Raw genomic sequence first — 24,258 nt, 5'->3', positions numbered from 1 at the left:
GCGTGACGGTGGACAGGCGACTGCTGGTTGCCGGTGTGGGCAACATCTTCTTCGGAGACGACGGTTTCGGACCCGAAGTGCTGCGAGGTGTCGCGGCGAGGTCGCTGCCGCCGGGTGTCCGTGCCGTCGATTTCGGGATCCGCGGAACGCATCTGGCGTACGAGCTGCTCGACGGGTGGGGTGCGCTGCTGCTGGTGGACGCAGTTCCCGATCGCGGTGAGCCCGGTGCGCTGCGCGTGTTCGAGGTCGGGCCCGAGGCGGGTCCGGTGGCGCCGCTCGACGCCCACAGCATGGATCCGGCAGCGGTGTTCGCGAGTCTGCGCGCGCTCGGCGGAACCCCGCCCCGGACCGTGGTGCTCGGCTGTCAGGTGGCGACCACCGACGAAGGGATCGGGCTGTCGCCGCGGGTCGAGGCCGCCGTCGGACCGGCCGTCGACGCCGTGTTCGAGATCGTGGATCAACTGCTGGCGTCCGACTCCGCTGCCACGGTGCTACCGGACGGGACGGAGGGCTGAATCGTGTGTCTCGGAATCCCCGGTCGGGTGGTGCGCATGCTGGAGGGCTACGGAAACCAGCTCGCGCTCGTCGACGTCGTCGGCGAACAACGCAAGGTGAACGTCGGGATGCTCCCCGAGGACGTCCGCCTGGAGCCGGGCGACTGGATCGTCATCCACATGGGTTTCGCCATGGAGAAGGTGGACGAGGCGGGCGCGGAGAAGGCGATGGCGGGGCTGGAGATGATGGGGCGCTCGCGGACGGCCGACGACGGCTAGTGCTGCGTGCCGGCGTGATGGGGGTCCGGCGTCCCGGCGACGAAGTCGCGTGCCCGGTTCCAGCGGGCGTGGTAACGCTCGTCGAATCGTGCCTCGGAGCGGGCCATCCGCTTCGGCCTGGTCCGGTAGCGGCGCACCGCCCACCACGAGTCGGGCTTGGCCAGACGGATCGCGCCGACGATCGCGACCGGCTGGAACACCACCCCGACGATCCCCGTGACGAACTTGCCCTTCAGCAGGCAGATCACCGAGATGCCGAGCGCGACGAACAGGTACCCGATCGACCCCCACCATTCGGCGGTGCCGATCCGTCCGGTCACGAGTTCGGCACCGCCGATCATCAGGCCGGTGATCATCAGCGCGCAGAAGATCGCGTCCACCGACTTCCGGCCGGCGGTGCTCCAGTACACGTCGTCGAGATGCACCCACAGCGCGAACTCGTCGAAGGTGAGCGCGAGGCCGACCCCGAACGCCGCCGCGAAGATGTTCAGCGCCGTGCCCTCCGGGGTGGTGGCGATGAGCGCCACTCCGGCGAGGGTCATCAGGAGGATCCCGAGAACCTGGTGGTGGACGTGCACGCCGCCGACGGTGATGTCGCCGATCAGACCGCCCTCCGGCTCCGGCTCGTCCGCGTCAGTCGCTCCCGTCTTCGCGCGGATCCGGCGGGTGATGACCCGGGTGACGACGAACGTGACCAGGACCGCGACGAACAGCCACATCACCGGATACAGCACCACTACCCGGCTGTCGCCTTCGGTGTCCACGATGATCTCGGCGAGAAGGGCCATCTCGACACTCCGTCAGGTGGGGGACATGATCCTCAATCTGGGTATACACCTCGTGCGGGGGCGGCGGACGAAGACGGAACGTTCCGTGCGACGGAGAATCCGTCAGGTCGGGAATCGGTGCAGGGCGCTGTGGTCTGCGGCCGTGCCCGTGGCGGCCCAGATGCGGATGGGGTCGTACCAGTGGTCGCGGCCGATCAGGTCTAGGTGCCGTTCGGTCAGGCCGTGCCGGGCGCCGGCTTCGACTGCTTCGTCGAAGGTGAGGCTGGTGGCCGGTAGCGCCAGCAGTCCCGCGTCCGCGAGTGCCTGCCCGAGTTCGCGGACGGTCACCGGATCAGGGTGGCAGGCGTGGAACACGGCACCGGGGTGCGCGGGCGACCGCACGGCGAGGCCGGCGACGAGCCGGGCGAGGTCGGTCACCGCGATGATCGAGACCCGGGACAGCCCCTCGTCGATCCAGGCCCCCAGCGTCCCGAGGATCCGGACCAGTCCGGGGACGAACCAGCGATCGCCGGGGCCGTGGACGAACCCGGGACGGACGACGCAGCCGCCCTGGGCGAGGACCCGCTGTTCGGCGCTCAGCCTGCTCGCACTCACCGCGGAGACGGGTGTGGGCACGGCCGCGTTCTCGCCGATACCACTGTGCGGTCCGGGACCGTAGACGCCGATCGTGCTGATGTAGACGACCCGGCTGACGCCGTTCCGGGCCGCGGCGGCGAGGAGATTCTCGGTGCCGTCGACGTTGACCGGGACGCACTGCGCCGCGTCGTCGCCGGTGTAGGACGCGGCGTGGATCACCACATCGGCTCCGGCGAGCGCCGCGGTGAGACTCTCCGGGTCGGTCAGATCCGCGCGCGCGAACACCACGCCCGGAACGTCCGGGTGCCGCGGGCCCCGGGCGACCGCGATGCAGTGGATTCCGGCCGCCACCAACGCCGTCACGACGGCGGATCCGACGAACCCCGTGGCTCCCACGACCGCGACACGTAACGGGGTCGACAGTGTTCGACCGTTCTCCGGCAGCGTCGACGCTGGTACCGTCTCTCCGGGCAACGGGCGAGTGTTCCGTCCTTGCATCGTCATCGTTCTTCTCTCGTGCGGCAGGGAAAGGTGTGAACGTGGTTCAGCAGGCGCGTGCTGCGGCGACCCGACAGCAGATCGTCCGCGGGGCGGCGGAGATGTTCGAGAAGTCGGGGTTCGAAGGAGCCCGGCTCGGCAACATCGTCGAGAGCGCCGGAATCACGAAGGGGGCCTTGTACTTCCATTTCCGCTCGAAAGAGGATCTGGCTCGTTTCATCATCGCCGAGCAGCATCGGATCTCCATCGCGTCCGTCGAGGCGATCGGCCGTGAACAGGTGTCGGCGATCGAACAGATCGTGATGCTCTGCCACGAGATGGCCCGGCAGATCATTCACGATCCCGTGGTGCGCGCCGGCATCCGGATCACCCTCGAACTCAGTGCAGACGATCAGGGGCCCGCCGACCCCTACCTCGACTGGATCAACAGCTGCGAGATGCTCGCCAAGCGGGCCGTCGAGGAGGGCGACCTCCGTGCGGACATCGACCCGCCGAGATTCGCGCGGTTCGTCATCGGCGCCTTCACCGGTGTGCAGACCGTCTCCCAGGTGCTGACGCAGCGCACGGACCTCGAGCTGCGCGTCGACGACATGTGGGGGTTCCTGCTTCCCGGAGTCATGCCGACGGCCCGGCACGAGGACATCGCCCGGATCCGCCGGGCACGCTGGATACCCGTCGACGACGACTAGACCCGCGGGCACGCGTTCACCACACTAGGGACGGTGGCGGCCAGCGCGGCGGCTCCCCGGACGACCGCCACGCCGCCCTGCCGAATCGATCCCCGCACCGACGTTGCATCGTCGTCGAGCACGTCCAGCCGGATCGTCGTCCGCTCGTCGAGTTCGGCGAATCGGACGAAGGTGGCGCCCAGCGATTCGAGGTGCACGTCGGGTAAACCGAGCCGGGCGCAGGCACCCTGCCGAAACGCCTCCAGCAGGAGCATCCCCGGAATGTGATCACACGGATGGTCGAACAGGACGGGGTGCGCGGTGTCGACCCGCAGTTCCCACTCGTCCCGCGCGACCTGCGGTCCCAGGACCACGTGCGCATCGTCGAGATGACCGACCAGACCGGACGGGAGCGGGTCCGGGCATCGAGGCGCCCCGACGGTCCGTGGCCCGAGATCACCCCAGCGGGCGCGGGCGTACGCGGGCGGCGGGAAGACGGCCGCGTCACCGGTCGCTAAGCCGACCTGCTGCCCGCCGTGCCGGAACCGCAGGTCGACGCGGAACGCGGCGAGCGCGTCGCCCCGGTAGGCGTGCCGCGACACGTCGACCTCGACGATCACGTCGGCAGCCGCGCCGCCGACCGCGAGCGCATCCGGCGTCGCGGAAACCTGCAGGTGCTGCATGACGAACCGGTTCGGCAACGGGACGCGGTAGCGGGTATGACCCAGGTAGATCGCGGCCTGCCGGAGCGTTTCCGCCAACAGCATGGTGTCGTAGCGCCCGCCGCGAGTCCGATAGAAGCCGTGCAGGCGGGGCCACTGCGCTGCGAGAACGAACCGGTCCGGCACCCGCAGCGGGACGCAGTCGGTGAGGAAGACCTCGGACACCGATTGCCGATGCACATACCTGCGCGGCACGGTCCGCTCGAACGACAGCGGGGGATGCGCATCGGAAACCGGCAGGGAAACTCGCGCCACAACCCCACTCCCCACAGAACCGGTCGGCCCGATGCCGCGGACCGCCCGAACTATAGAACACAGACCGAGCGGTTTGTGATGGGGGGAGGCCTGCCGGCGGTCAGCTGCTGGAGAGCTGTTCCGAAGCCGGCTCCTCGATGGGCTGCGCGGAGATCGTGTTGCGCGGTGCGCCGTGCCGACCGTGCGGTGTCGCGCTGTCAGAAGTCCGCGGTGATTCCGATCCGGGCACCGAGGGTTTCGAGATCGGTGCGGGTCTGATCGGGGAGGACCACGCCGCCGGCATCGAGGTTGCGGACTTCGGCGCGGTCTTCGAGTTCGCCGGGGTAGAAGATTTCCTCGGCGCCTTCGGCGAGCGGGGTGTTCTTGACCTCGTCGATGAGTTCGCCGACGGAGTCGAGGTACGCGGTGGTCGAGCCCATCGCGGCGACATCGACGGCGATGAACAGATGTCCGGCGCCGCTGGCCTTGTCGGCTTCGTAGGGTCCGCGGACACGGGTTCCGGTGTGGCTTCCGGTGAGCGCCCCGGACAGGATGTCCATCATGAACGTGATGGCGTAGCCCTTGTGCCCGGCCATCGGGAGGATGACCCCGTCGATAGCGGCGGCAGCGTCGGTGGTGACGCGCCCGGCCGAATCCATTGCCCAGGTGGACGGGATCTGCTCGCCCCGGTTGCGGGCGAGGTAGATCTTGCCGCGCGCGACGGCCGTGTTGGCGATGTCGACCGCGACGACCCCTGAGCCGGAGGGCGCCGGGGCGGCGATCGACCACGGGTTGGTGCCGAGGACCTTGTCGCGTCCACCCCACGGCGCCATCGCCGGGCTCGCGTTGGTGGTCAGGATGGACACGCAGCCGTCCTGGGCGGCGCGGCGGGTGTAGTACATCGCCGTGCCGAAGTGGTTGGAGTTGCGCACCCCGACCACGCCGACGCCGTGGGTGCGGGCGCGGGCGACGGCCTCCCGCCGGGCGGTGTCGGTGAGGACCTGCCCGATGCCGGCGCGGCCGTCGAGCAGCAGCAGGGCTCCACCGTCGACGAGTATTTCCGGGCTGGTCACGGTCGTCATCGCCCCGGACTGCAATCGGGCCGCGTACCAGGGCAGGCGCAGAACTCCATGGGACTGGTGGCCCCACAGGTCGGCCTGCACCAGGCTGTCGAGGACCAGGGTTGCGTCGTCGCCAGGCACGCCGATCTTCTCCAGTACCTCGCAGCCGAAGGCGGCCAGAGCCTCGGGCTTCACGCGGACATCACTCATGTCGGTTCCCCGTTCCTAATCGATACGTTACGGTATACACTATGACATACCAAGACGGATGCACGAAAGAGTTCAAGGGAGACCCATGCTGAGTCTGATCGTGTCGGTGCAGGTCGAGCCGGACAAGCGGGACAGGTTCCTGGCCGTGATCGCCGACAATGCGCTGCGGTCGGTGCGGGACGAGCCGGGGTGCCTGCGCTTCGACGTCGTCGAGCACGCCGCCGAGCGCAACCACTTCTTCTTCTACGAGATCTACCGGGACGCCGAAGCATTCGCCCAGCACAAGGCGGCCCCGCATTTCGCGGACTGGCGGGCCGGCGCCGACGAGTGCCTCGTTCCCGGCAGTCAGGTCAACACCTTCGGCGACGTGCACATCAGCGAAACCGACACTGCACACGCCTGATTCACCCTGCCCGACCCACCCCCACCGCTGAGAAGGACTCGCTCATGACCGCATCGATCACCACCGTCAACCCGGCGACCGGCCAACCGTTGGCCACCTATGCGGCGATGTCGCCGGAGCGGATCGACGCTCTCGTCGACGCTGCCGCATCCGCGCAGAAATCCTGGGCGGGTGAGGATTTCAAGACTCGCGGTGAGGTGCTGCGCGCGGCGGCGGCCGAGCTGCGCCGCCGCCGGGATTCGCTGGCGTTGCTGGTGACCCGGGAGATGGGGAAGCCGCTGGTCGAGTCCCGGGCCGAGGTGGAGAAGTGCGCGGTCGGGCTCGAGTACTACGCCGATCACGCCGCCGATTTCCTCGCCGACGAGACCTACGCGACGTCCGCCGACGACAGCTGGGTCTCCTACGAGCCGGTCGGGATCGTGCTGGCGATCATGCCGTGGAACTTCCCGTTGTGGCAGGTGTTCCGGTTCGCTGCCCCCGCGCTGATGGCCGGCAACGCCGCCCTGCTCAAGCATTCCCCGAACACCACCGGGTCGGCGGTCGAGAGCGAGGACATCCTGCGCGCGGCGGGCCTGCCGGACGGGTTGTTCACGGCGCTGCTGGTGGCCGAACCGGACGTGCCCGCCACCACCGAGCGTCTGATCGCCGACCCGAGGATCGGGGCGGTGACCATCACCGGCAGCGAACGTGCCGGCAGCGCGGTCGGCTCGCTGGCCGGTCGGGAGATCAAGAAGTCCGTCCTCGAACTCGGCGGTTCCGATCCGTTCGTGATCCTCGCCGACGCCGACCTGCCGCGGGTGGCGGCGCTCGCCGCGAGGGGCCGGTTCCTCAACGCCGGGCAGAGTTGCATCTCCCCGAAGCGGTTCGTCGTCGACGCCTCGATCGTGGACGAGTTCACCCGGCTATTCGTGGACCACGTCGGCCGGCTGCAGGTCGGCGACCCGGAGATCGACGGCACCGACGTCGGCCCGATGGCCCGCCGGGACCTGCTCGACGGCATCGACCGGCAGGTGCGGGCCGCCGTCGGGCAGGGTGCCACCGTGCTGCACGGCGGGCTTGCACTCGAGGGCACGGACGGGTTCTTCTACGCGCCGACCGTGCTCGGGGACGTCCGCAAGGGGATGTCGGTGTATGAGGAGGAGACGTTCGGGCCGGTCGCGGCGATCATCGCGGTCGACGGGCCGGACGAGGCGGTCGCGGTGGCCAACGACACCCGTTTCGGGCTCGGTGCGAGTGTGTGGGGCACCGACGTCGAGGCGGCGATCGCGGTCGGCAGGCGCATCGAGTCCGGGGCGTGTTTCATCAATTCCGTCGTCGCGTCCGATGCCCGGATGCCGTTCGGTGGCACCAAACGCTCCGGCTACGGCCGCGAACTCGCCTCGGCGGGGATCCGGGAATTCGTCAATGTCCGCACCTGGTGGGCGATGAAGGAACCGGGATCCCAGGCACCGGTTTCCGAATAGTTTTTCCCGCAACCACTTCCGAAGGAGACCTCTCTTGACCACCACCGATCCCGCCCCCGGGCACCTCGTGACGACATCGGCCGGGGACGACGGGCGCCCCGCCGTCGTGCTGAAGTCCGGGGAGATCACCCCGCGTCAGCGCGGCGGCGGCGCCCGCACCATCCCGCTGGTCTCCCAGCAGGTCGGCGCGAAGGACTTCCTCAACGGCATCACCATGTTCGGACCCGGCGCCGCGATCCCCGAACACATCCACAACTGCGACGAGTCCGTGCTGATCATCAGGGGCTCGGCGGTCGCGCACATCGACGGCGTCGAGTACCCGGTCACCGTCGGCGACAACTCGTTCATCCCCGCCGGCATCGCGCATTTCTTCCAGAACACGTCCGACACCGACGAACTGCACATCTTCTGGACCTACGCCTCGGTCGACGCGAACCGCACCATCGTCGCCACCGGGGTGACCACCCGTATCGACGAGGAACACGGCACCAACCTCACCTGACCATCCGCCCAGCGCAAGACGCATCGGAGACGAGGACACCCATAGTGTGGAAAGTGGCCGGCCTCGATGTCGGGTTGACCGCGGAGCCGGCGCGGTGACCGGGCCGCGGTGGAGTCGGCGGGCGTTCCTCGCCGCGGGCGCCGGGGCGGTGGGCGCGGTCGCCGTCGGCGCGGGTTCGGGCACCGTGTCGCCCCTCGGCGACCCGGTGCTCACCGCACCCGGAACCGGGCCCCGGCATCTGGCCCATCATCCGTATCTGCCGGCGTTCTACCTGGTCGACGAACTGTCGTCCCAGGTCACCGTCTACCACACGACCGGCAGAGTGCCGTGGCGACCGCGGGGCCGAGCCTGTCGACGCTGCCGGCCGACGTCGGCGGGGAATCCACCGCCGCCGCGATCGTGATCAGCCGCGACGGTCGATTCGTCTACGTATCCAACCGTGGGCACGATTCGGTCGCCGTATTCGGCATCAGTCCGGTCGGATCACTCCTGCCGCCGTCGTTCACCGACACCGCAGGCCACCAACCGCGGTTCATGACGCTCGACCCCGCCGGTAGCGCCCTGTATGTGGCGAACCGGAAGGACGACAACATCGTTCTGTTCGTCCTCGACGACGCAACCGGCCGACTGGACCGCCACGGGGATGCGATCACCACCGGCACCCCTTCGTGCATCACCTTCGTCGCCGCCTGACCACAGATCCTCCTCGCGGCGGACTTTCCGAAAGCGTGCCGCCCGCACCATCTCCTGGTGCGGGCGGCATGCTGCGTAGGGTCAGGTGGGTTCCTTGACTCCCACGACGGGGCAGGGCGCGTCGAGCAGGATGCGCTGAGTGTGGCTGCCGAGGAGCAGCTTCATTGCCGCAGACCGTCGACGCAGTCCGAGTGAGACGAGGGCGGCGCCGGTCTCGGCCGCCAGGGTGACGACCTGGTCCGCGAGATCGGTTTCGGCGTCGTGCAATTCGTACTTCACGCCGGTCTCGTCGAGCCGCTTCCGGGCCTGTGTGGCGAGTGCCGGGGAGGTGTAGTTGGGGCCGGCCGGGGAATCGGCGCCGGCGGCGAGCACGATGTGCACGGTCACCGCCGCCGGGTCGTCGGCGAGCTTTGCGGCGGTCTCGAGTGTCCAGTCGAGTGCGCCGTGGCTTTCCGGGCGGTCGGTGAGCAAGATGACGTAGTTCATGGCGGGTTCCGTCCTTATCCGGGGAATGCGGCGACGAGGATTCCGACGACGAGCATGACCAGCCCGACCAGGGAGGCACGCCAGATCGCCTTCTTCTGGTGGTCTCCGAGTTCGACCTTCGCCAGGCCCACCAGGAGCAGGAACGAGGCGACCAGGGGGCTGGAGGTGTGCAGCGGCTGTCCGATGATCGCGGCGCGGGCCATCTCTTCCGCGGAAATACCGTAGTGCGAGGCCGTTTCGTTGAGCACGGGCAGCACGCCGAAGAAGAAGGCGTCGTTGCTCATGAAGAACGTGAGCGGCAGGCTGAGCAGGCCGGCGACGACCGCCAGGTGCGGGCCGAAACTGGTCGGGATGATGTCGACGAGCCATTGAGCCATGGCCTCGACCATCCCGGTGCCCGAGAGCACCCCGGTGAGGACCGAGGCCGCGAAGACCAGCGCCACCACCGAGACCACGCTGGAGGCGTGCGCCTTGAGCTGATCGGCCTGTTCCGAGACCCGGGGGAAGTTGATGATCAGGGCGATTCCGACGCCGAGCATCAGGATCACCGGCGGCGCGAACGTCCCGAGCACGAGCAGCGTCATCACCGCGGCGGTCAGCGCGAAGTTGACCCACACCAGCTTCGGACGGGCCTTGGGCCGCTCGAGATGGTCACCGGTCTCGGGCAGGTCCGCGAAATCGGAGACGTCGTCGCCACCGCCGGTGATGGAGTGGGATGGCGCCGCAGCGGTGCCGGACGTGGACGTTCCCGTGCCGCCCGAGGCCCCCACCAGCGCCGCTTCTTCTGCAGCTTCGGTGTCGGAGTCCAGGGTGAGCAGACCCACGCGCCTGCGTTCGCTCCGACCGAGGAAGTAGGCCAGGACGAGTACCGCGACCAGGCCGGCCGCGATCGCGGGGATCATCGGGACGAAGATGTCGATCGGTGAGACGTTCAGCGCGGCCGCGGCCCGGGCAGTCGATCCACCCCACGGCACCGTGTTCAGCACCCCGTTCGCGGTGGCCGCGACGACGGTCAGCACCACCGGGCTCATGCGCAGTTTGAGGTAGATCGGCAGGAACGCCGAGGTCACGATGATGAATGTGGTCGACCCGTCCCCGTCGAGCGAGACGATCGACGTCAGCAGCGCCGTGCCGACGACAAGTTTCATCGGGTCGTTCCGGACGAATTTGAGGATCAGCCGAATCAGCGGGTCGAACAACCCGACGTCGATCATGATCCCGAAGAACGTGATCGCGAAGAACAACAGCGCCGCCGTGGGGGCGAGTTTGAGCAGTGCCTCCATGATCATGTCGCTGAAACCCATTCCCGCTCCGGCGAAAAGGGCGAATACGGTCGGCACGACGATGAGGGCCGCGACCGGAGTGATGCGCTTGCTCATGATCAGGTACATGAATACCGCGATCATCGAAAAGCCGAGTATGACGAGCATCGGACTTCCTCCGTTGTAGTGGTGTGCATCACGGTATACCGTATCGCGCACTATATCGAGTCCTATAGTGTTCGTTATGATGTATACATGGCGGCCGACAGCAAGAGCGATTTCGTATACGCGCAGCTCAAACGGGACATCCTCACCGGAGAACTGTCGCCCGGGGAGTCCCTGAGCGTCATCGGAGTCAGCGAACGCTTCGCTGCCTCACGGACCCCGGTCCGGCAGGCGCTGCTCCGGCTCGAGGCCGAAGGGTTGGTCTCACTCATCGACCGGCAGGGCGCCCGGGTCGCGCCGATTTCGATCCAGGGGGTGCGGGACCTGTTCGAACTGCGGATGATGCTCGAATCGGCGGCGATGCGGATGGTCGCCGACGGCATCGACGCATCACCCCCGGCGAAGAAGGCCTTCGCGGAAATCCTCGACGCGTTCGACCTTCTCGCCGGCCAGGAGCCGTCCGACGAACGCCGGACCCGGTTCTATGAATTCGCCGAAGCCTTCGACCAAGCCGTCATCGCGCGCACCCGCAACGCACACCTCGCCCGCTCCCTCGGCGAGCTGCGACCCCACAGCGCACGGCTGCGTACCATCGCGCACTCCCGCCCGGAGAGGCTCGAGACGTCCCTCGCCGAACACCGCGCCATGTGCCGGGCAATCCGCGACCGCGACGGTGGCGCCGCAGCCGATGCCTGTGCCAACCATCTCACCCAGACTCAGCGCACCATCCTCGACGCCGTCATCGACCCTGTCGGGTCCGGCGTGCCGATCCAGCTGATCACCACCTGACAGATCAGGCGCGGCGCAATGTCTCCGACGGTGCGACACCATATCGCTCGCGGTAGGCGGCGGCGAAACGGGGCAAGGGCCAAGGTAGTGCGCAGCGGATCAGGCCTCTGCCCGGGGCGCACAGGTAAAAGACACTTCTCACCTGTCATGCCGAGTCTGACGCAGAGGTGCGCTAGTTGTCTTGCAGTCGGGCGAGCACCTCGTTCGCGACGACGAGATCCTCGTCGAGTGCGACCGATCGAATACGGACACCGCCGGAATCGGACTCCGAAGTTCCGCCGACGGTCACAACGGTTCCGTGGCCGAGCGCACGCATGGATTTCAGTACGACGTCAGAGACGGCATTGTCGCCGGGCAGACAGTAGACGAGGATGTCGGCATCGCCGAGTGACGCGGCGAGTTCCGCCACTACCCGGCAGGCGTCCTCGTTCGACGACAGATCCCCGGCTCCGGACAGCGCCCAAATACCCGACGCCGATTCGAACAGCATTTTTGCCGCAATTTCACCTTGCTCGACATCGCGACCGATCAGACCGATGCGCTGCGCACCGAGTTCGACGAGTCGATGCGCAATCAGCAAACCGGCTCCACGATCACCACCCACGATGAAGATCGTGGAGTCACGCACGGGGCTCATGTCGTGGTCCGTACCGTCAGCGGAATCGAGACGTGGCTGTGGTCACCGGCGGTCCCGTCGCAACCGGCGCATTGGGGAACTATCCCCGCTGCCCGTGCGGCCAGCTGCTGCTTGGCTGCGCCATCACGTGATTCGGTCGGGGCGACCGATCCTGCGTACTCGTCCCGTGCCAGAAGGCCGGCGCCGTAGGCCCCTGCGATCTGTGGCTGCTCGAGCAGTTCGAGAGGGTGGCGTAATGCCAATTCGATGTAATGCCTGGCTGCCGCATTCTGGGCGACACCACCGGTCATGACGGTCGGCGTCGCCTTGCCGACCTGGGCGACCAAACCGAGGGTTCTCGCGGCAACAGCTTTGTGGACGGAGGCGGCGATATCGGACTTGGCTTGCCCCTGAGCCAGGAGGGAGATCACCTCCGTCTCGGCGAAGGTGGCGCACATGCTACTGACTTCCAGGCCGTCGGCACCCGCCAGCGCAAGACTGCCCACCTCCTCGACATCGACTTCCAGTGCGCGCGCGAGCACGTCGAAGAAGCGCCCGGTCCCGCTCGCACACCGATCGTTCATGGCGAAGCGATCCACCAAACCGTCGGAGTCGACCGCAATGACTTTGCTGTCCTGCCCGCCGATATCGATGACCAATCGGACCCCCGGGTGCAGGGCTGCTGCTCCGCGCGCATGGCAGGTGATCTCGGTGAACGACCGGTCGGCGCCGGGAACGAGCTTGCGCCCGTATCCTGTGCTGATGGTTCGTCTGATGTCGTCCTGAGTGACATCTGCGGCCGTCAGCGCCCGGTTCATTGCGCGGGTCACCGCATCTCTACTGACGGCACCCATCTGGACAACGCTCGAGCCGACCAGGCCACCGTCCTGGTCGACGACGGTGGCCTTGGCCGTCGTCGAGCCGAGGTCCACGCCCATCACGTACCAGTTCATCAGACCAGCGTCTTCATCCGCTGCACGTCGATGGCCTCCAACATCGCCTCGAGGCGGCTGTCGAACAGCTCATCGTTGTAGAACGAAGCGTCCGCGACGTCGCCCTCGAAGACGAACGACTTGACCCCGCGTTCCCGTTCGGCTGCCTTGGCCAGCATCGACTGTGGATTCGTCATTGCGCGGCACGTGCGAGTCGAGTGGAAGGCGATACCGTCGATGGAGTACTGGTCGAGGCGCTTGAGCAGCAATTCCTGAAGATTCTTGAGCCCGTGGTTCAGTGGGCACAGCAGGTAATGCTGGCCCATCCCGCGCAGCGGATTGTCCACATCGATGAGTTGCGGTTCCTGCCAGAAGGATTCATGCGTGTAGCGACCGGCGACCACAGCGACGTCGTACTCGGCGAACTTGCGGGTGAGGAATCCGAGTTTGTTCCAGTTCATAATTCCGTCGAAGTACACGCGGTACCGCTCATTTGCGACGGCGGAGACGCCGTCGACGATTCGCTGCTGGATCTCGGCTTTCACACCCGCGAAGTAGTCGACGAGTGCCTGATTACCGGGGAGGAAGTTGATGGGTGCGATGCTGGCGACCCAGTCCCAATACGTCGCCGGCGTCGGGGCGAGCGTGCACAGTTCCATCGCTTCGAGGCGCAGTCGCGATGCCTTCTTGATGTAGGACATGCTCTCGCTCAGCGCATCCCAGTCGAACGGTCGCCCGGTTTGCTGCTCGAGGAATTTGACCAATTCCCGCAGCTGGCCTTCCACGTAGGTGCTGGCCTCGTTCCACTCTTCGCCGCGCATGTATCCGGCGTCCGGCTTGTTGCCCCACAGCATCGGAATCGACACGTTGAAGATGGGGAGCTTTCGGTCGAAGACTCGATACGTCATCGCGTCCCATTGCTGACCGGTGCTGCAGCCTGCATATCCGTTGACGAAGAAGTCTGGTGCGGGAAGTTTGGCTGCGAGTTCCTGTTGGTCGAGCATGCCCACGACGCCGCTCTCGCGTTCGTTGACGTTCTTCTGCGTCAGGACGGCACACCCGAGGTGAGTGCGGGCATACGAGCAGAGCTCACCGATATAGCCGTACTCGGAACCAGCAGCCTGGGCCGGCTCCTCGAGGTGCTGTGCGGCGAGGCGGGCAGCGAACGCCTCACCGTGGCACCATTCGAGGCCCGCTGCCTGAAAGATGGGGTTGAGGGCGGAACCGTTGTACCAGACGACGTGCTTGCCACGCTCCTTGGCGGTGAAGATGTTGTCCCAGTAATCGGCGGTCATCTTTCCGCCGACTCGAGTGCTCGACAATCGGTTGGTCTTGTCTCGGGGCGTTGCGATCGACACTACGAACTCCTTCGAACGTGGGTTACGAATCAGGCAGGGACGGGTGCAGAATGACGGCGGATGCGCTCGATGAAGGTCTCCATCTTGGTCCGCAACGTCTCCACCGGAATGCCCTCGTGTTCGGTCTCGATCAACAGCGATGGCACATCGTGCTCTTCGAGCGCCTTGCGTAACTCCGGGTAGTACAGCATGTGCGGCTCGCAGAATTTGGCCATCAGCACGACGACCCCGACCGAGCGGCTCTCCGCAAGCGAATTCAGTAGGTACGTATCCCAGTCAACCTTGCTGGTAACGCGAGTAGGGCACGGTGCGTTGATGTTTCGCTGCATGTACCACGTCGACAGCGCCGTCAGTGGATCGTCACCTTCGGGGACATCGGTAGAAATGTATCGGTAGCCGGTGTACAGGTCGTCGTCCACGACTAGTCCGCCGGATTCCTCGATGACGTCGAGGATCTCAGGTTTGGGTGCGTGGCAGAAATGGCCCGAAAGATGCAGCCGCACCAGGTCATCCGGTGCCTGATCGCGCAGCACGAGTCGATCGAGCAATGTCTCGAGGACGGACGTGTGCTCCTCGATATCCATGACCATGCTCGATTTGACGAGAAGTTGCATCTCGCCGGCAGTGATGCGTATCAGGCCTGATCGGCGCAAGTCGTAGAACCGGCGGAGCAGGCGACGGTTCGCATTGAACAGTCCGATGCTGCGTGCGAGGTCCTCGGCGGTCACGGCAGTGCCGACGACGGTTTCGATCTCGGTCTTCAGGTCGCCGATTCGACTGTCGACTCGGGGTTTGGTCCAGGCGTCATCCATCGCGCTGGTGAATTGCGCGAAATGCACCGGCTTTTCGGGCCGTACGTAGCGGATGGCATCGACGGCGCCCAGAAGTTGTACGCAGTGGTCGGCAGCGACGAATCCGTCGAACACGTCGAGTTCGCCGAGGGCCGCCTGGTCGGCGACGCTCCTGGTGTATCCGCAGTAGAACTCGGCGAGCATGCTACGACCCTCGGTGATCGGTGTCTTGCTCTCTTGAACGATCACCGGCAAGGCGCCTGCAGCATGCACGATCTCGGACGGAAAGTTCATGGGGAACGAGCCGATGACGGGTCGTCGATGTGTGTCTTTCCAATTCTGTGCGTACGAAACCGGATCGTCGGCGGCAGTTCGCAGCGTGGCCAGCGAGGGTGCGTGGAGTTCGCTCACTGTTCTCCTTCAACTTCCTCAAGTGAAACGCACCGCAACGGCGCTGCCCAGAACTATACATTTCAGGACATGTGCTGTCGAGAAATGTAAAACTAGATCTGGGCAGAGGTGTGCCCGAATGTGTCGAGTCGGTGTTTCAGTCGAGGCGCGCTATCGACAGCCAGTGCGCGTGCGCTGCAGGTGCCCACTCGGTGCGGAAATCCTGGAGTCGTTTCACGACCCCGAGACCGGGCCAGTCGGGCAGGAGGACGTCCGGCAGGTGCGGATCCATGTAGGGCGTCTGCCGGAGTGCGTCCACCAACTCCAGGTGCGCGAACAGTGCGGCCTCGCCCGACAGGCCTTTCTTGTCTGCGAACCTGGTCAAGAGGTCGTCGTAGTCGTGGGCGATCTTCTCGAGATCCCACGAGCGGTGCACCAACTCGTCCTCTGAGATGCCGGCGGCTGCGGGCGACCCGATGAAGGAGACGGTGTTCGGCGACAGTCCGAGGGAATCGATCACCTTCGTGGCTTCGGCCAGCCGATCAACGTGCGGGGTGACCCACACGCCGGGACTGGGGTTGCCGAAACCGGCCCATCGGAACGCGGCATACAGCTTCTTCCGTACCGCCCGGTGCGACTCGGGAACAGGAACGATGACGACGAGCCACCGGCCGTCCCATCGCCCGGCCTGGGACGCGTCCGGGAACACCCGCATCGTGCCTTCGATGAACAGCTGATGGCCCCGCTCGGTGAGGCTCCACTTCGTCTCGCGACCGTCTCGCTTGGCGGTGATCAGACCGGATGCACCTGCGCGAGCGATTGCCTGCCTACTGGCAGCCTCCCCGAAGCCCAGGCCGGTGAGGGCATAGAGCAGCGCCGCCGTCCGCACCGGTCGACGGTACGGAGCGACGAACTCGCCGAGAATCGAGATGAGTGCGGAACGCGCGCTGCCAACCGAGCTCGACCCACCCGCCGCCGGCTTCGACATTGATTCGGTCACGGACGACATGCTATCCGCGACCACTCGAACCACCGCTGCCCGGAATCTGGTCAGGCCGGCGTCGGCACCGGTGTCGGCAACGCGGATGCGAGTCGGCGAAGGATGTCGGCCGCCTCGGACGCCATGCGAGGGACGAACTCGGCGATATCGATGATGTCGTTGATCGCGGACGCCACCTGTCCGGTCAGGACCAGGCCGTCGGTGACATCCCCGTCGGTCTGAGCGCGCTGCATCGATTCGATCTTCCACCGTGTGAGTTCGACGGTATCGAGGATCTCACCCGCCGATTCCTGGTGATTCGTGAGCTTCTTCGATGCCGCATTGCGCAGGCCTCGGCACGGTCCGTAGACACCGTCGAATGCGACGTCGTCTCCCTCCCCGGCGCCGAGAATTGCCTGGATATACGCCGGATGCCAGTCGGAGTTCGCGGTGCTGGCGATGAACCGGGTTCCCATCGCCACACCGTCCGCACCCATCGCCAACGCCGATGCGAGTCCCCGGGCATCGCGGGCGCCGCCGGTGAGCAGAACCGGAACGTCGACAGCTTCGGTGACGCTGGGAATCAATACATACGAGTGAACGGCTTTGCTGGGTGCGTGGCCGCCCATCTCGAATCCCGCAGCTATGACGACGTCGACGCCGGCGTCTGCGGCCTTGACGGCCTGCCTCGTGGACCCCACCTTGTGTTGGTGGATCATGCCGGCGTCTTTGATCGGCCCGATGTAGTCGCCGGGGAAGCCCGCCGAGGTGGTGAGTACGGTCAACTGGTCGGTCAGTGCCGAATCTGATCGCCGAGCCTCGAGTACCGTGCGGATGTAGACGTCGGTGAACGGCAGTACGACGCCGTTGCCGTCGACGCCGACCGGAATGTTCACTGCGAACGGATTGCTGGTCAGGGACGCGCACTCCTCGATATGTTCGCGGAACGTGCGTGCGCCCGCCTCGAGGTCGGTAGGCATGCCGGGCATCGAGACCGTCCCCAACCCACCTGCGTTGGAGACAGCGGCCGCGAGTTTGGGAGTCCGGAACGGGCCGAGTCCTTCCTGGACGATCGGGTGGTCGATTCCGATCAGGCGGGTATACCGGTTGGTGAGGGGATGCATATGGGACTCCTGCCGAATGGGGTGTGCGTAGTTCTACAAAGTAGGTGCGTGAGCACCTCGATACGTCAACTGACGTCCGCGCGTTCGGAGGCCGACGCCAACTCGCCGGCGATGATTTGGTCGCGCAGCCGGAACTTCTGAATCTTGCCGCTGGGCGTCATCGGGAACTGGTCGGTGAAATACCAGAGCGACGGCGCCTTGTGTGCCGAAATGCGTTCGCGACACCAGGCTTTGAGTGCAGAAGGGTCTGGCCGATCGTGGCCGTCGTGGAGTCGGATAACCGCCCCCACCTGCTCGCCCCACCGTTCGTCCGGCACGCCCACGACGATGACGTCGGCGATCGACGGGTGCTGGAACAGCAGCTCCTCGATCTCGCGAGGATACAGGTTCACGCCGCCGCGGATTATCACCTCGGTGAGGCGTCCGGTGACCTTGATGAAGCCACGGGTATCCATGGTGCCGAGATCTCCCATGTGCAGCCATCCCTCGGCGTCGATGGTCGCGGAGGTGGCATCGGGCATTTCGTAGTAGCCGAGCATGTTCTGGTAACCGCGGCAACAGATTTCACCCTGTTCGCCGATCGGCAGGGCTTCACTCGTCAGCGGGTCCGCGATCTTTACCTCGAGCTCGGGTAACGGCTGACCGACGGTGGTGGCTTGATCGACCGGATCGTCCGTGACGCGCGTCTGGCTGATCACTCCGTGCATCTCGGTCTGTCCGAACAGGATGGTGAACCGGCAGTCGAGGCGGTCGATGACTCGGTGGATCAGGCTCTCGGGCACGGTTGCGGCTCCGGACAGTACCGTGCGCAGGCTGGAAATGTCCCTCGTCTCCAGATCTGGGTGTTCGAGCAGTGCAATGAGCATCGTGGGGACCATCAGCGAGTGCGTGCCGTTGTAGGTTTCGACCATTTCCAGAGTCTGCGCGGCATCGAATGCAGGGAGTACGACGTAGGTGCCTCGCTTCGAGAAAGTCCCCAACTCGGTGACCGCGCCGCCGCCGATGTGGTACATCGGCATCGCATTGATGCACACGCCGCCCTCTTCCATGTCGGCGCGGTCGAATACGAAGTTGGCCTCGTTGATGATGCCCTTGTGGTGCAGTAGGGCACCCTTCGGGAAACCCGTTGTTCCCGAGGTGTATTGGATCTGCACGGGATCCCGAGGGTCTACGTCGGGCAATTCCTTCGTGCTGTCGGCGGCGTCGACGAACGACCGCCACGTGCTGGTGCTGACGATCGTATGCAGCCCGGGAAGATTGGGCCGGATCTCGTCGATGATCGATCGGAGGTCGACTCCTCTGTAGGAGTCGCGATAGAACAGCGCAACGGCGCCGGCCTGCTTCAGCACGTATTCGAGTTCATGGGCGCGGTAGGCCGGATTCGCCGCGACGACGACCATCCCCGCCATCGCGACGGCCTGCTGCAGGATGACCCAATCGGCACTGTTCGGAGCCCAGATGCCGATCCGATCTCCAGGCTCGCACTTGGTCAACAGTGCCTTGGCAACCGACTCGACCTCGGCCAGCAGTTCGCTGTAGGTCCACGAGGTCCGCTCGCTGGGGTCCGGAACGGCGTCGACGAGGGCGATACGGTCGGGCACTGTGCTTGCAGCCTCGCGAAGCAACCCACCGAGGGTGATGTCGCGAACTCCTGTGCTGGGAGTCGACGGCCACAGTGACAATTCTGGGTGCATGGTGCGTAATCCTGTCTTCAGCGTTTGAGAGTTGAAGTGTCGTTTCGATACGCGGTACACGAGGCATCTCGAAACCTTGTTGCCTCTATCACACACTGAAGTAATACATCGAAAACCGAGATTCGTCCAGCATTGTCATACGACTGGAGCGCCGAACCGGGGAGTGCTCTGGATGCCTGCGATGCCGGCCAGGATGGAACGTTTACCTCATCATCAATCGAAAATGACCAAGACCTCCGAATTCCTGAAGCCCTTCCGGAGATGTGCTGCGCTGTGTCTATACTCTACATAAATGTCCATGTCACATCAATATCTGTCAACTAAGGTGCGGTAGCGCCGTCTCTGGAGGTAAATGCATGTCTTCATCCACGCTGGTCCGACACTACGAAGACTCGGGAGTACTGATCGCCGGTGGCACGTCGGGTGTCGGCCTCGCGACGGCGCTCGGCTTTGTTGACGCGGGCGTACGCCGAATCGTGTTGCTCGGTCGGAACGAAGAGCGAGGGAAAGCCGCAGAGCGAACGGTCCAGGATCGGTGTTCGGATGCCGACGTAACCTTCATCGCGACTGATGCATCCGAAATCGGTCAGGTGGAATCCTCCGTCGCCGAGGCTCACCGGGCGTTGGGATCGGTCGACGTTCTCGTCAACTCCACAACCACGTCCTACCGGCCCGAGTTGCTGCACCGTACTCCAGTCGCCGACATCGCGGGCATCCTGATGGGGCAGGCCCTACCCCCGATGCTGATGACCCGGACGGTGTTGCCGTTGATGCAGCAACAGGGAGGGGGAAGCATCGTCAACATCGCGTCCGATGCAGCCAAGGTGCCGACGCCCGGTGAGAGTGCCCTCGGGGCCGCGATGGCCGCGATCGTGATGTTCACGCGGGTGACCGCGATCGAAGCCAAGCGCAACGGTGTGCGAGTGAACGCGGTGACTCCCTCGTTGATCGATGGCACACCAACAGCGGCCAATGTGCTCAGCGATGGTTTCAGCAAGTCGCTTTTCGAGAAGGCGTCAGCTCAAGCTCATCTCGGTGTGGCTGTGCCCGAGGATCTCGCGTCCCTCATCGTGTTTCTCGGCGGCCCCGATGCCGCTCGCCTCACCGGTCAGACGATCAGTGTCAACGGCGGCATCTCTGCCTTCTGACACACCATGAACCCCACCCTCGCCCACCCGCCGCGGGGAGCGCTCGCCGCCAGGGGGGGTGGTGGGGTTTTATGGCGTAGCGTCAGGAAAATTGGGCCCGAACAAGCATGCCGTCGATGTCGACGATCTTGACCCGCGGACGTCCCGCCTGCTTCCCCGCAGCCCGTTCGAACTGATCGATGGCCTGCCACCCTTCGTAGTCGATCGATTCCGGCCTTCGTTCTCGCAGGAGATCCAGCAACGATCGACTGCCTCTCGCTGGAGCTGTGAGTCGCCCGTTCGCGTGGTCGTCGAGAAGACTCGTGACCGTTTCGATCGAGCAGTGCTTGTTCGTGCCGATGACGCCGGAAGGGCCACGTTTGATCCACCCGGTCACGTACACACCCTTCCGAGTTTCTCCTGTAGTCGGATCCACAACCTGACCGTTGTGGTTCGGAATGATTCCGCGGTCGATGTCGAAGGGAAGGCCGGGCATCGGGCGGCCTCGGTAACCGACCGACCGTACGACGAGTCCGCATTCGAGCACATCTGTGGTCTTCGTGGGCCGGATAGCGGAACGGTCGTTACCATCGGCGGCCATCTCATTGCGTCGCAACCGTATTCCTCGCACGCGATCGTCGCCGAGGATCTCCACCGGTGATGCCAGATATCGCAGCACTATCCTGCGTGGGGCGCTACCTGCGGGTCGTGACGCGAGCTCATCTGCAACTTGCGCCTTCAGCGTCGTCGGTGGACAGGCCATCTGATCGTTGTCATTCTCGGCAGGGTCGACTTCCGTCGCGGGACAGTCGAGGGTTACCTCGACCTCGGTTGTCAACCCGGTGAGCCCCAGCAACTCGGGTGTCGTGTAAGCGGCATACGCCGGATCACGGCGACCTACTACGACGACCTCTCGGATGCCGCTGCCGGCCAGCGCCGACAGGGCGTGTCCGGCGATATCCGTACGTGCCAATTCCTTGACGTCGCGTGTGAGGATCCGTGCGATATCCAGCGCCACATTCCCGTTGCCCAGTATCACCGCCCGCTCGGTGGACAGGTCGAAGGCATGGTCTGTGTGATCGGGATGGCCGTTGTACCACCCGACCAGATCGGTTGCCGACACACTGCCCGGCAGGTCTTCTCCGGGAATGTCCAGTCGCTTGTCGGCGGGCGCACCTACCGCGTAGATCACCGCATGATGGTGGGCAAGGAGTTCGTCGTGGGTGAGGTGCGTGCCAATCTCTACCCCGAGGTGGAAGAACACCCCCGGTCGACTTGCCATCCGCTCGAATGTCCGGGTCGCGGACTTGGTGTGTTGATGGTCCGGTGCAACTCCGTAGCGAACCAGGCCCCACGGCGTGGGCAGACGGTCGAAGATGTGAACCTCGACGTCGAGACCCGGCGTGGTCGTCAACTCGTCCGCCGCGTAGCAGGCGCTCGGCCCGGACCCCACGATCGCCACACGCAGCGGGCCTACGGATGACCGGTTGTGGTCGGATCGCTCGCGCGCAACTCTTTCGCGCCTGTATTGCGTGCGTGTCGAGTCGTCGAAGAAGCGCGCGTTGAGGTCCGCGTACCGGATGGTCTCGGGTGTGAGAGCCGAGTCCGGGACGATCGCGTCCACCGGGCAGACGTCGACATCCGTGCATGCCCCGCAGTCGATGCAGGTCGCAGGGTCGATGTGGAGCATTTCCGCGCGTGCGTAGTCAGGCTCTTCAGGAGTGGGGTGGATGCAGTTGACGGGGCAGACGCTCACACAGCTCGCATCGTTGCAGCACTGTTGGGTGATCACGTGTGGCATGGAGGGTCGATTCTCTCGATCGAGACGGGAATGTTCGTCATTCGCGGCTGCCCGGTGTACCGGTCGAACTTCTCGGAGTTGGACACGAGCCGGCTGGGGCTGCTGCCGACTGCCCATACTTCTTCGGCGTCACCGGTGGGTCCGTAGCCGAACGCCATCGACACCATTCCGGTTCGTAGTGCTGGATCTTTCATTGCCACAGCGGTGATGGAGGACAGGTCCGAGCTGATACGAACGAGCGCGCCGTCGGACACACCGAGCTCGGTCATGTCGTCGGGGTGCAGGAACGCCGGGTTGTACGGGACGCCGCGGTGGGTTCGATCGATGTTGCAGGAGGAGTTGTAGACGTGGAGGTGTCGTCGGCACAGGAGACGGTACGGCCGGTCCGACCGGGGTAGCTCGACGACGCCGACATGTCCGGCCAACTGGGCGAGCATCAGGCCGTTGCCTATGTCGAGGCGATCGAGCACGTCGGGGTCGCCCGGTTGCACCTGTAGGAGGCGGGTCGTCCGGGTCATTCCGTCGGGATGGGATTTGACCTCCGACAGGGGGATGGCGGAACCCTCGGTCAGGATGTCGATGAGTTCGTCGGTTGTCGAGACGCCGTCGATCGGCCGAGGGGGAGACGACGGACATCCGAACGGCGATACCTCGACCGGATACCCGAGTCGTGTCATGAGCCCGTGAAAGAACCGCCACTCTTCGATGACATCGGACCCCTCGGGGCGCTCGACGACGGCAGGCGAATACTGTGCGTAGGCTTGCCCGATTCCATAGCCCGTTCCCCTCGCTGCGAGCGCATCGAGAAACACGGTCGTCGACGGCGCCTCCAACGGCATCGTCGGTGCGATCACGTAATCGGCCACACGTGCCGAAGCGGAATACCACGGATCGATCTGGACGAACAATTCCAGGGACTCGAGTGCCTCGACAGTCCGCCGCTGGTCGGGGAACGCTACGGCCGGGTTACCTCCCCAGCTGATCAGGGCACGCACCTGCCCCTCTCCCGGGGTGAGAATCTCCTCCGGCAGCGTTGCCGTCGGCATGCCCGCCCGGGTCTTACGCAATCCGCGTACCCGCACCGTGCCCGGCAACGCCCAGTCGGCATCCGGCGATGTGGCCTGGGCGACAGGAACATAGGACGGGAGCAACGTGGGTGAGGCCGACACGGTCTCGCCCGCGCGCAGCCAGCGTCCGCACAAGGTCTCGAGGGCGAGCACCAGGTACTCGACCAGCGTGCCCTCGCCCGCCATGTTCGGTCCGGTTCCCGCCATGGTGTAGCCACGTTTCGCGCTGGCGTAGCAGCGGGCGGCGGCGACGAGGTCCGCGCCGGATATCCCCGCCCGCCGCGCCACCTCGTAGGGATCGAACCGGTGCACCGCGGCGGTCAACTCCGGAAGGCCGCGCACGTGGCGGGCGACGAAGTCCCGGTCGAACAGGCCCTCGTCGATGACGATCCTGATCATGGCCGCGAGAATTGGGATGTCGTGCCCGGGTGCCGCCTGCAGGTACCAATCGGCGTGTCGTGCCACATCGGTCCGGCGCGGATCGACGACGATGAGTTTGCACCCCCGGGCAAGGGTGTCCAGGAGCCAACGTTTGGGCGAGCCCGCTGGAAAGCCCGTGCAGGTAACCACCGGGTTGATCCCGATCAGCAGGATGGCCTCCGGTGCGTCGAATCCCTGGGACGGGGCGGACCAGTACCCGAGGAGGGACTGCGCGACCTGTTTCCCGCCTTTGTCGATGGTGTTCGGGTCGAACCTCATGTCGGAGCCGAGGGCATCGAACAGGGCGTTGTGGACGGGTGCTGCAGTCGGCGCGGTGGTGATGTGCGCCATGGTCCCTGCATAGCTGGCGATCGCGCGAGGTCCATACCGATCGCGTATGTCCGCAAGTTTGGCGGCGATCTCGTCCATGGCCTGCTCGACGGGGACACGCACATGGCCGTCCGGTGTCCGCACCAGCGAGTGCACGAGACGATCGGCGTGCCGGAGGTATTCGTGCTGTGATCGTCCTTTGACGCAGGTGTATCCGCCGTACACCTGATTGCGACTGTTCCCGTGGATCGCGGTCGCGACTCCCTCGTCAACGTCGACACGTATCGAACAGTGGTTGATGCAGATCCGGCAGAACGAATTACGCGTGTGCTTCAT

25 protein-coding genes are annotated in these 24,258 nt (G+C 65.5%); 10 read left to right on the top strand and 15 right to left on the bottom strand.

Annotated features, from left to right (window positions below; translation table 11 throughout):
* Positions 1 to 2: 2 nt before the first annotated feature.
* Both ACFTWF_RS21765 and ACFTWF_RS21760 read left to right on the top strand, forming a co-directional pair.
* Complete coding sequence (locus tag ACFTWF_RS21765; RefSeq protein ID WP_378463251.1) at positions 3 to 515, top strand: hydrogenase maturation protease; 513 nt, start codon at positions 3 to 5, stop codon at positions 513 to 515.
* A 3-nt stretch (positions 516 to 518) separates the two neighbouring features.
* Positions 519 to 773: a HypC/HybG/HupF family hydrogenase formation chaperone gene (locus ACFTWF_RS21760; protein ID WP_378463250.1), complete on the top strand. Its 255-nt coding sequence runs from the start codon at positions 519 to 521 to the stop codon at positions 771 to 773.
* Here the strand turns inward: ACFTWF_RS21760 and ACFTWF_RS21755 are convergent.
* The gene (locus ACFTWF_RS21755) at positions 770 to 1,561 is read right to left on the bottom strand and encodes a hypothetical protein (RefSeq protein WP_378463249.1); all 792 of its coding nucleotides are present in this window, start codon (positions 1,559 to 1,561) and stop codon (positions 770 to 772) included. The genes ACFTWF_RS21760 and ACFTWF_RS21755 overlap by 4 nt on opposite strands.
* Before the next feature lie 102 nt (positions 1,562 to 1,663).
* On the bottom strand, positions 1,664 to 2,641 hold the full coding sequence (locus ACFTWF_RS21750) for an NAD-dependent epimerase/dehydratase family protein (protein ID WP_378463248.1): 978 nt from the start codon (positions 2,639 to 2,641) through the stop codon (positions 1,664 to 1,666).
* A 35-nt stretch (positions 2,642 to 2,676) separates the two neighbouring features.
* Here ACFTWF_RS21750 and ACFTWF_RS21745 point away from each other — a divergent pair, with 35 nt between their 5' ends.
* Positions 2,677 to 3,324, top strand: coding sequence for a ScbR family autoregulator-binding transcription factor (locus ACFTWF_RS21745; protein WP_378463247.1), 648 nt, complete (start codon positions 2,677 to 2,679; stop codon positions 3,322 to 3,324).
* Here the strand turns inward: ACFTWF_RS21745 and ACFTWF_RS21740 are convergent.
* Positions 3,321 to 4,280, bottom strand: a complete 960-nt coding sequence (locus ACFTWF_RS21740; RefSeq protein WP_378463246.1) for a ScbA/BarX family gamma-butyrolactone biosynthesis protein — start codon at positions 4,278 to 4,280, stop codon at positions 3,321 to 3,323. The two genes, ACFTWF_RS21745 and ACFTWF_RS21740, sit on opposite strands and share 4 nt — an antisense overlap.
* Positions 4,281 to 4,477: 197 nt before the next feature.
* Entirely contained in the window at positions 4,478 to 5,530 is a 1,053-nt protein-coding gene (locus tag ACFTWF_RS21735; RefSeq protein ID WP_378463245.1) for an Ldh family oxidoreductase, read from the bottom strand.
* A gap of 85 nt (positions 5,531 to 5,615) precedes the next feature.
* Between ACFTWF_RS21735 and ACFTWF_RS21730 the strand changes: the two genes are divergently transcribed.
* The 5 genes from ACFTWF_RS21730 (at position 5,616) to ACFTWF_RS21710 (ending at position 8,591) form a co-directional block, all read left to right on the top strand.
* Entirely contained in the window at positions 5,616 to 5,933 is a 318-nt protein-coding gene (locus tag ACFTWF_RS21730) for a putative quinol monooxygenase (RefSeq protein ID WP_378463244.1), read from the top strand.
* 44 nt (positions 5,934 to 5,977) lie between these two features.
* Positions 5,978 to 7,396 (top strand): NAD-dependent succinate-semialdehyde dehydrogenase, encoded by a 1,419-nt coding sequence (locus tag ACFTWF_RS21725; RefSeq protein WP_378463243.1) that lies wholly within the window; start codon positions 5,978 to 5,980, stop codon positions 7,394 to 7,396.
* A gap of 34 nt (positions 7,397 to 7,430) precedes the next feature.
* Entirely contained in the window at positions 7,431 to 7,898 is a 468-nt protein-coding gene (locus tag ACFTWF_RS21720; RefSeq protein ID WP_378463242.1) for a cupin domain-containing protein, read from the top strand.
* Positions 7,899 to 7,992: 94 nt separating this feature from the next.
* Positions 7,993 to 8,301, top strand: coding sequence for a beta-propeller fold lactonase family protein (locus tag ACFTWF_RS21715; RefSeq protein ID WP_378463241.1), 309 nt, complete (start codon positions 7,993 to 7,995; stop codon positions 8,299 to 8,301).
* Positions 8,226 to 8,591 (top strand): lactonase family protein, encoded by a 366-nt coding sequence (locus tag ACFTWF_RS21710; protein ID WP_378463240.1) that lies wholly within the window; start codon positions 8,226 to 8,228, stop codon positions 8,589 to 8,591. The genes ACFTWF_RS21715 and ACFTWF_RS21710 overlap by 76 nt, the downstream gene beginning before the upstream one ends.
* An 81-nt stretch (positions 8,592 to 8,672) precedes the next feature.
* Here ACFTWF_RS21710 and ACFTWF_RS21705 read toward each other — a convergent pair whose 3' ends face one another.
* Together ACFTWF_RS21705 and ACFTWF_RS21700 are read right to left on the bottom strand one after the other, a co-directional pair.
* Positions 8,673 to 9,077, bottom strand: coding sequence for a universal stress protein (locus tag ACFTWF_RS21705; RefSeq protein ID WP_378463239.1), 405 nt, complete (start codon positions 9,075 to 9,077; stop codon positions 8,673 to 8,675).
* A gap of 14 nt (positions 9,078 to 9,091) precedes the next feature.
* A complete protein-coding gene (locus ACFTWF_RS21700; RefSeq protein WP_378463238.1) occupies positions 9,092 to 10,507 on the bottom strand; it encodes a CitMHS family transporter in 1,416 nt (471 codons plus the stop codon).
* A gap of 87 nt (positions 10,508 to 10,594) precedes the next feature.
* On the opposite strand from ACFTWF_RS21700, the gene ACFTWF_RS21695 reads away from it, so the two are divergent.
* Entirely contained in the window at positions 10,595 to 11,293 is a 699-nt protein-coding gene (locus tag ACFTWF_RS21695) for a GntR family transcriptional regulator (protein WP_378463237.1), read from the top strand.
* A 172-nt stretch (positions 11,294 to 11,465) separates the two neighbouring features.
* Here the strand turns inward: ACFTWF_RS21695 and ACFTWF_RS21690 are convergent, their stop codons facing one another.
* From ACFTWF_RS21690 to ACFTWF_RS21660, 7 genes are all read right to left on the bottom strand, one after another.
* Complete coding sequence (locus ACFTWF_RS21690) at positions 11,466 to 11,930, bottom strand: SDR family NAD(P)-dependent oxidoreductase (protein ID WP_378463236.1); 465 nt, start codon at positions 11,928 to 11,930, stop codon at positions 11,466 to 11,468.
* Complete coding sequence (locus tag ACFTWF_RS21685; protein WP_378463235.1) at positions 11,927 to 12,862, bottom strand: acyl-CoA dehydratase activase; 936 nt, start codon at positions 12,860 to 12,862, stop codon at positions 11,927 to 11,929. Before ACFTWF_RS21685 ends, ACFTWF_RS21690 begins: the two co-directional genes overlap by 4 nt.
* A complete protein-coding gene (locus ACFTWF_RS21680) occupies positions 12,862 to 14,199 on the bottom strand; it encodes a 2-hydroxyacyl-CoA dehydratase subunit D (protein ID WP_378463234.1) in 1,338 nt (445 codons plus the stop codon). Before ACFTWF_RS21680 ends, ACFTWF_RS21685 begins: the two co-directional genes overlap by 1 nt.
* Positions 14,200 to 14,228: 29 nt before the next feature.
* Entirely contained in the window at positions 14,229 to 15,401 is a 1,173-nt protein-coding gene (locus ACFTWF_RS21675) for a 2-hydroxyacyl-CoA dehydratase subunit D (protein WP_378463233.1), read from the bottom strand.
* A gap of 136 nt (positions 15,402 to 15,537) precedes the next feature.
* Positions 15,538 to 16,389: a PaaX family transcriptional regulator C-terminal domain-containing protein gene (locus tag ACFTWF_RS21670; RefSeq protein WP_378463232.1), complete on the bottom strand. Its 852-nt coding sequence runs from the start codon at positions 16,387 to 16,389 to the stop codon at positions 15,538 to 15,540.
* Between the two features lie 41 nt (positions 16,390 to 16,430).
* Complete coding sequence (locus ACFTWF_RS21665; protein WP_378463231.1) at positions 16,431 to 17,483, bottom strand: NAD(P)H-dependent flavin oxidoreductase; 1,053 nt, start codon at positions 17,481 to 17,483, stop codon at positions 16,431 to 16,433.
* A 65-nt stretch (positions 17,484 to 17,548) separates the two neighbouring features.
* Positions 17,549 to 19,177, bottom strand: a complete 1,629-nt coding sequence (locus ACFTWF_RS21660; RefSeq protein WP_378463230.1) for an AMP-binding protein — start codon at positions 19,175 to 19,177, stop codon at positions 17,549 to 17,551.
* 356 nt (positions 19,178 to 19,533) lie between these two features.
* Here ACFTWF_RS21660 and ACFTWF_RS21655 point away from each other — a divergent pair, with 356 nt between their 5' ends.
* Positions 19,534 to 20,325: an SDR family NAD(P)-dependent oxidoreductase gene (locus ACFTWF_RS21655; RefSeq protein WP_378463374.1), complete on the top strand. Its 792-nt coding sequence runs from the start codon at positions 19,534 to 19,536 to the stop codon at positions 20,323 to 20,325.
* Positions 20,326 to 20,407: 82 nt separating this feature from the next.
* On the opposite strand, the gene ACFTWF_RS21650 is transcribed toward ACFTWF_RS21655, so the two are convergent.
* Together ACFTWF_RS21650 and ACFTWF_RS21645 are read right to left on the bottom strand one after the other, a co-directional pair.
* Entirely contained in the window at positions 20,408 to 22,105 is a 1,698-nt protein-coding gene (locus ACFTWF_RS21650; protein ID WP_378463229.1) for an FAD-dependent oxidoreductase, read from the bottom strand.
* Positions 22,093 to 24,258, bottom strand: coding sequence for a molybdopterin-dependent oxidoreductase (locus ACFTWF_RS21645; protein ID WP_378463228.1), 2,166 nt, complete (start codon positions 24,256 to 24,258; stop codon positions 22,093 to 22,095). The genes ACFTWF_RS21650 and ACFTWF_RS21645 overlap by 13 nt, the downstream gene beginning before the upstream one ends.

The organism is Rhodococcus sp. NPDC056960 (assembly GCF_042674125.1).
GTDB lineage: Bacteria > Actinomycetota > Actinomycetes > Mycobacteriales > Mycobacteriaceae > Rhodococcus_F.
Note: the sequence above shows the minus strand (reverse complement) of the source record. Positions and strands in the feature narration are given on the sequence as shown.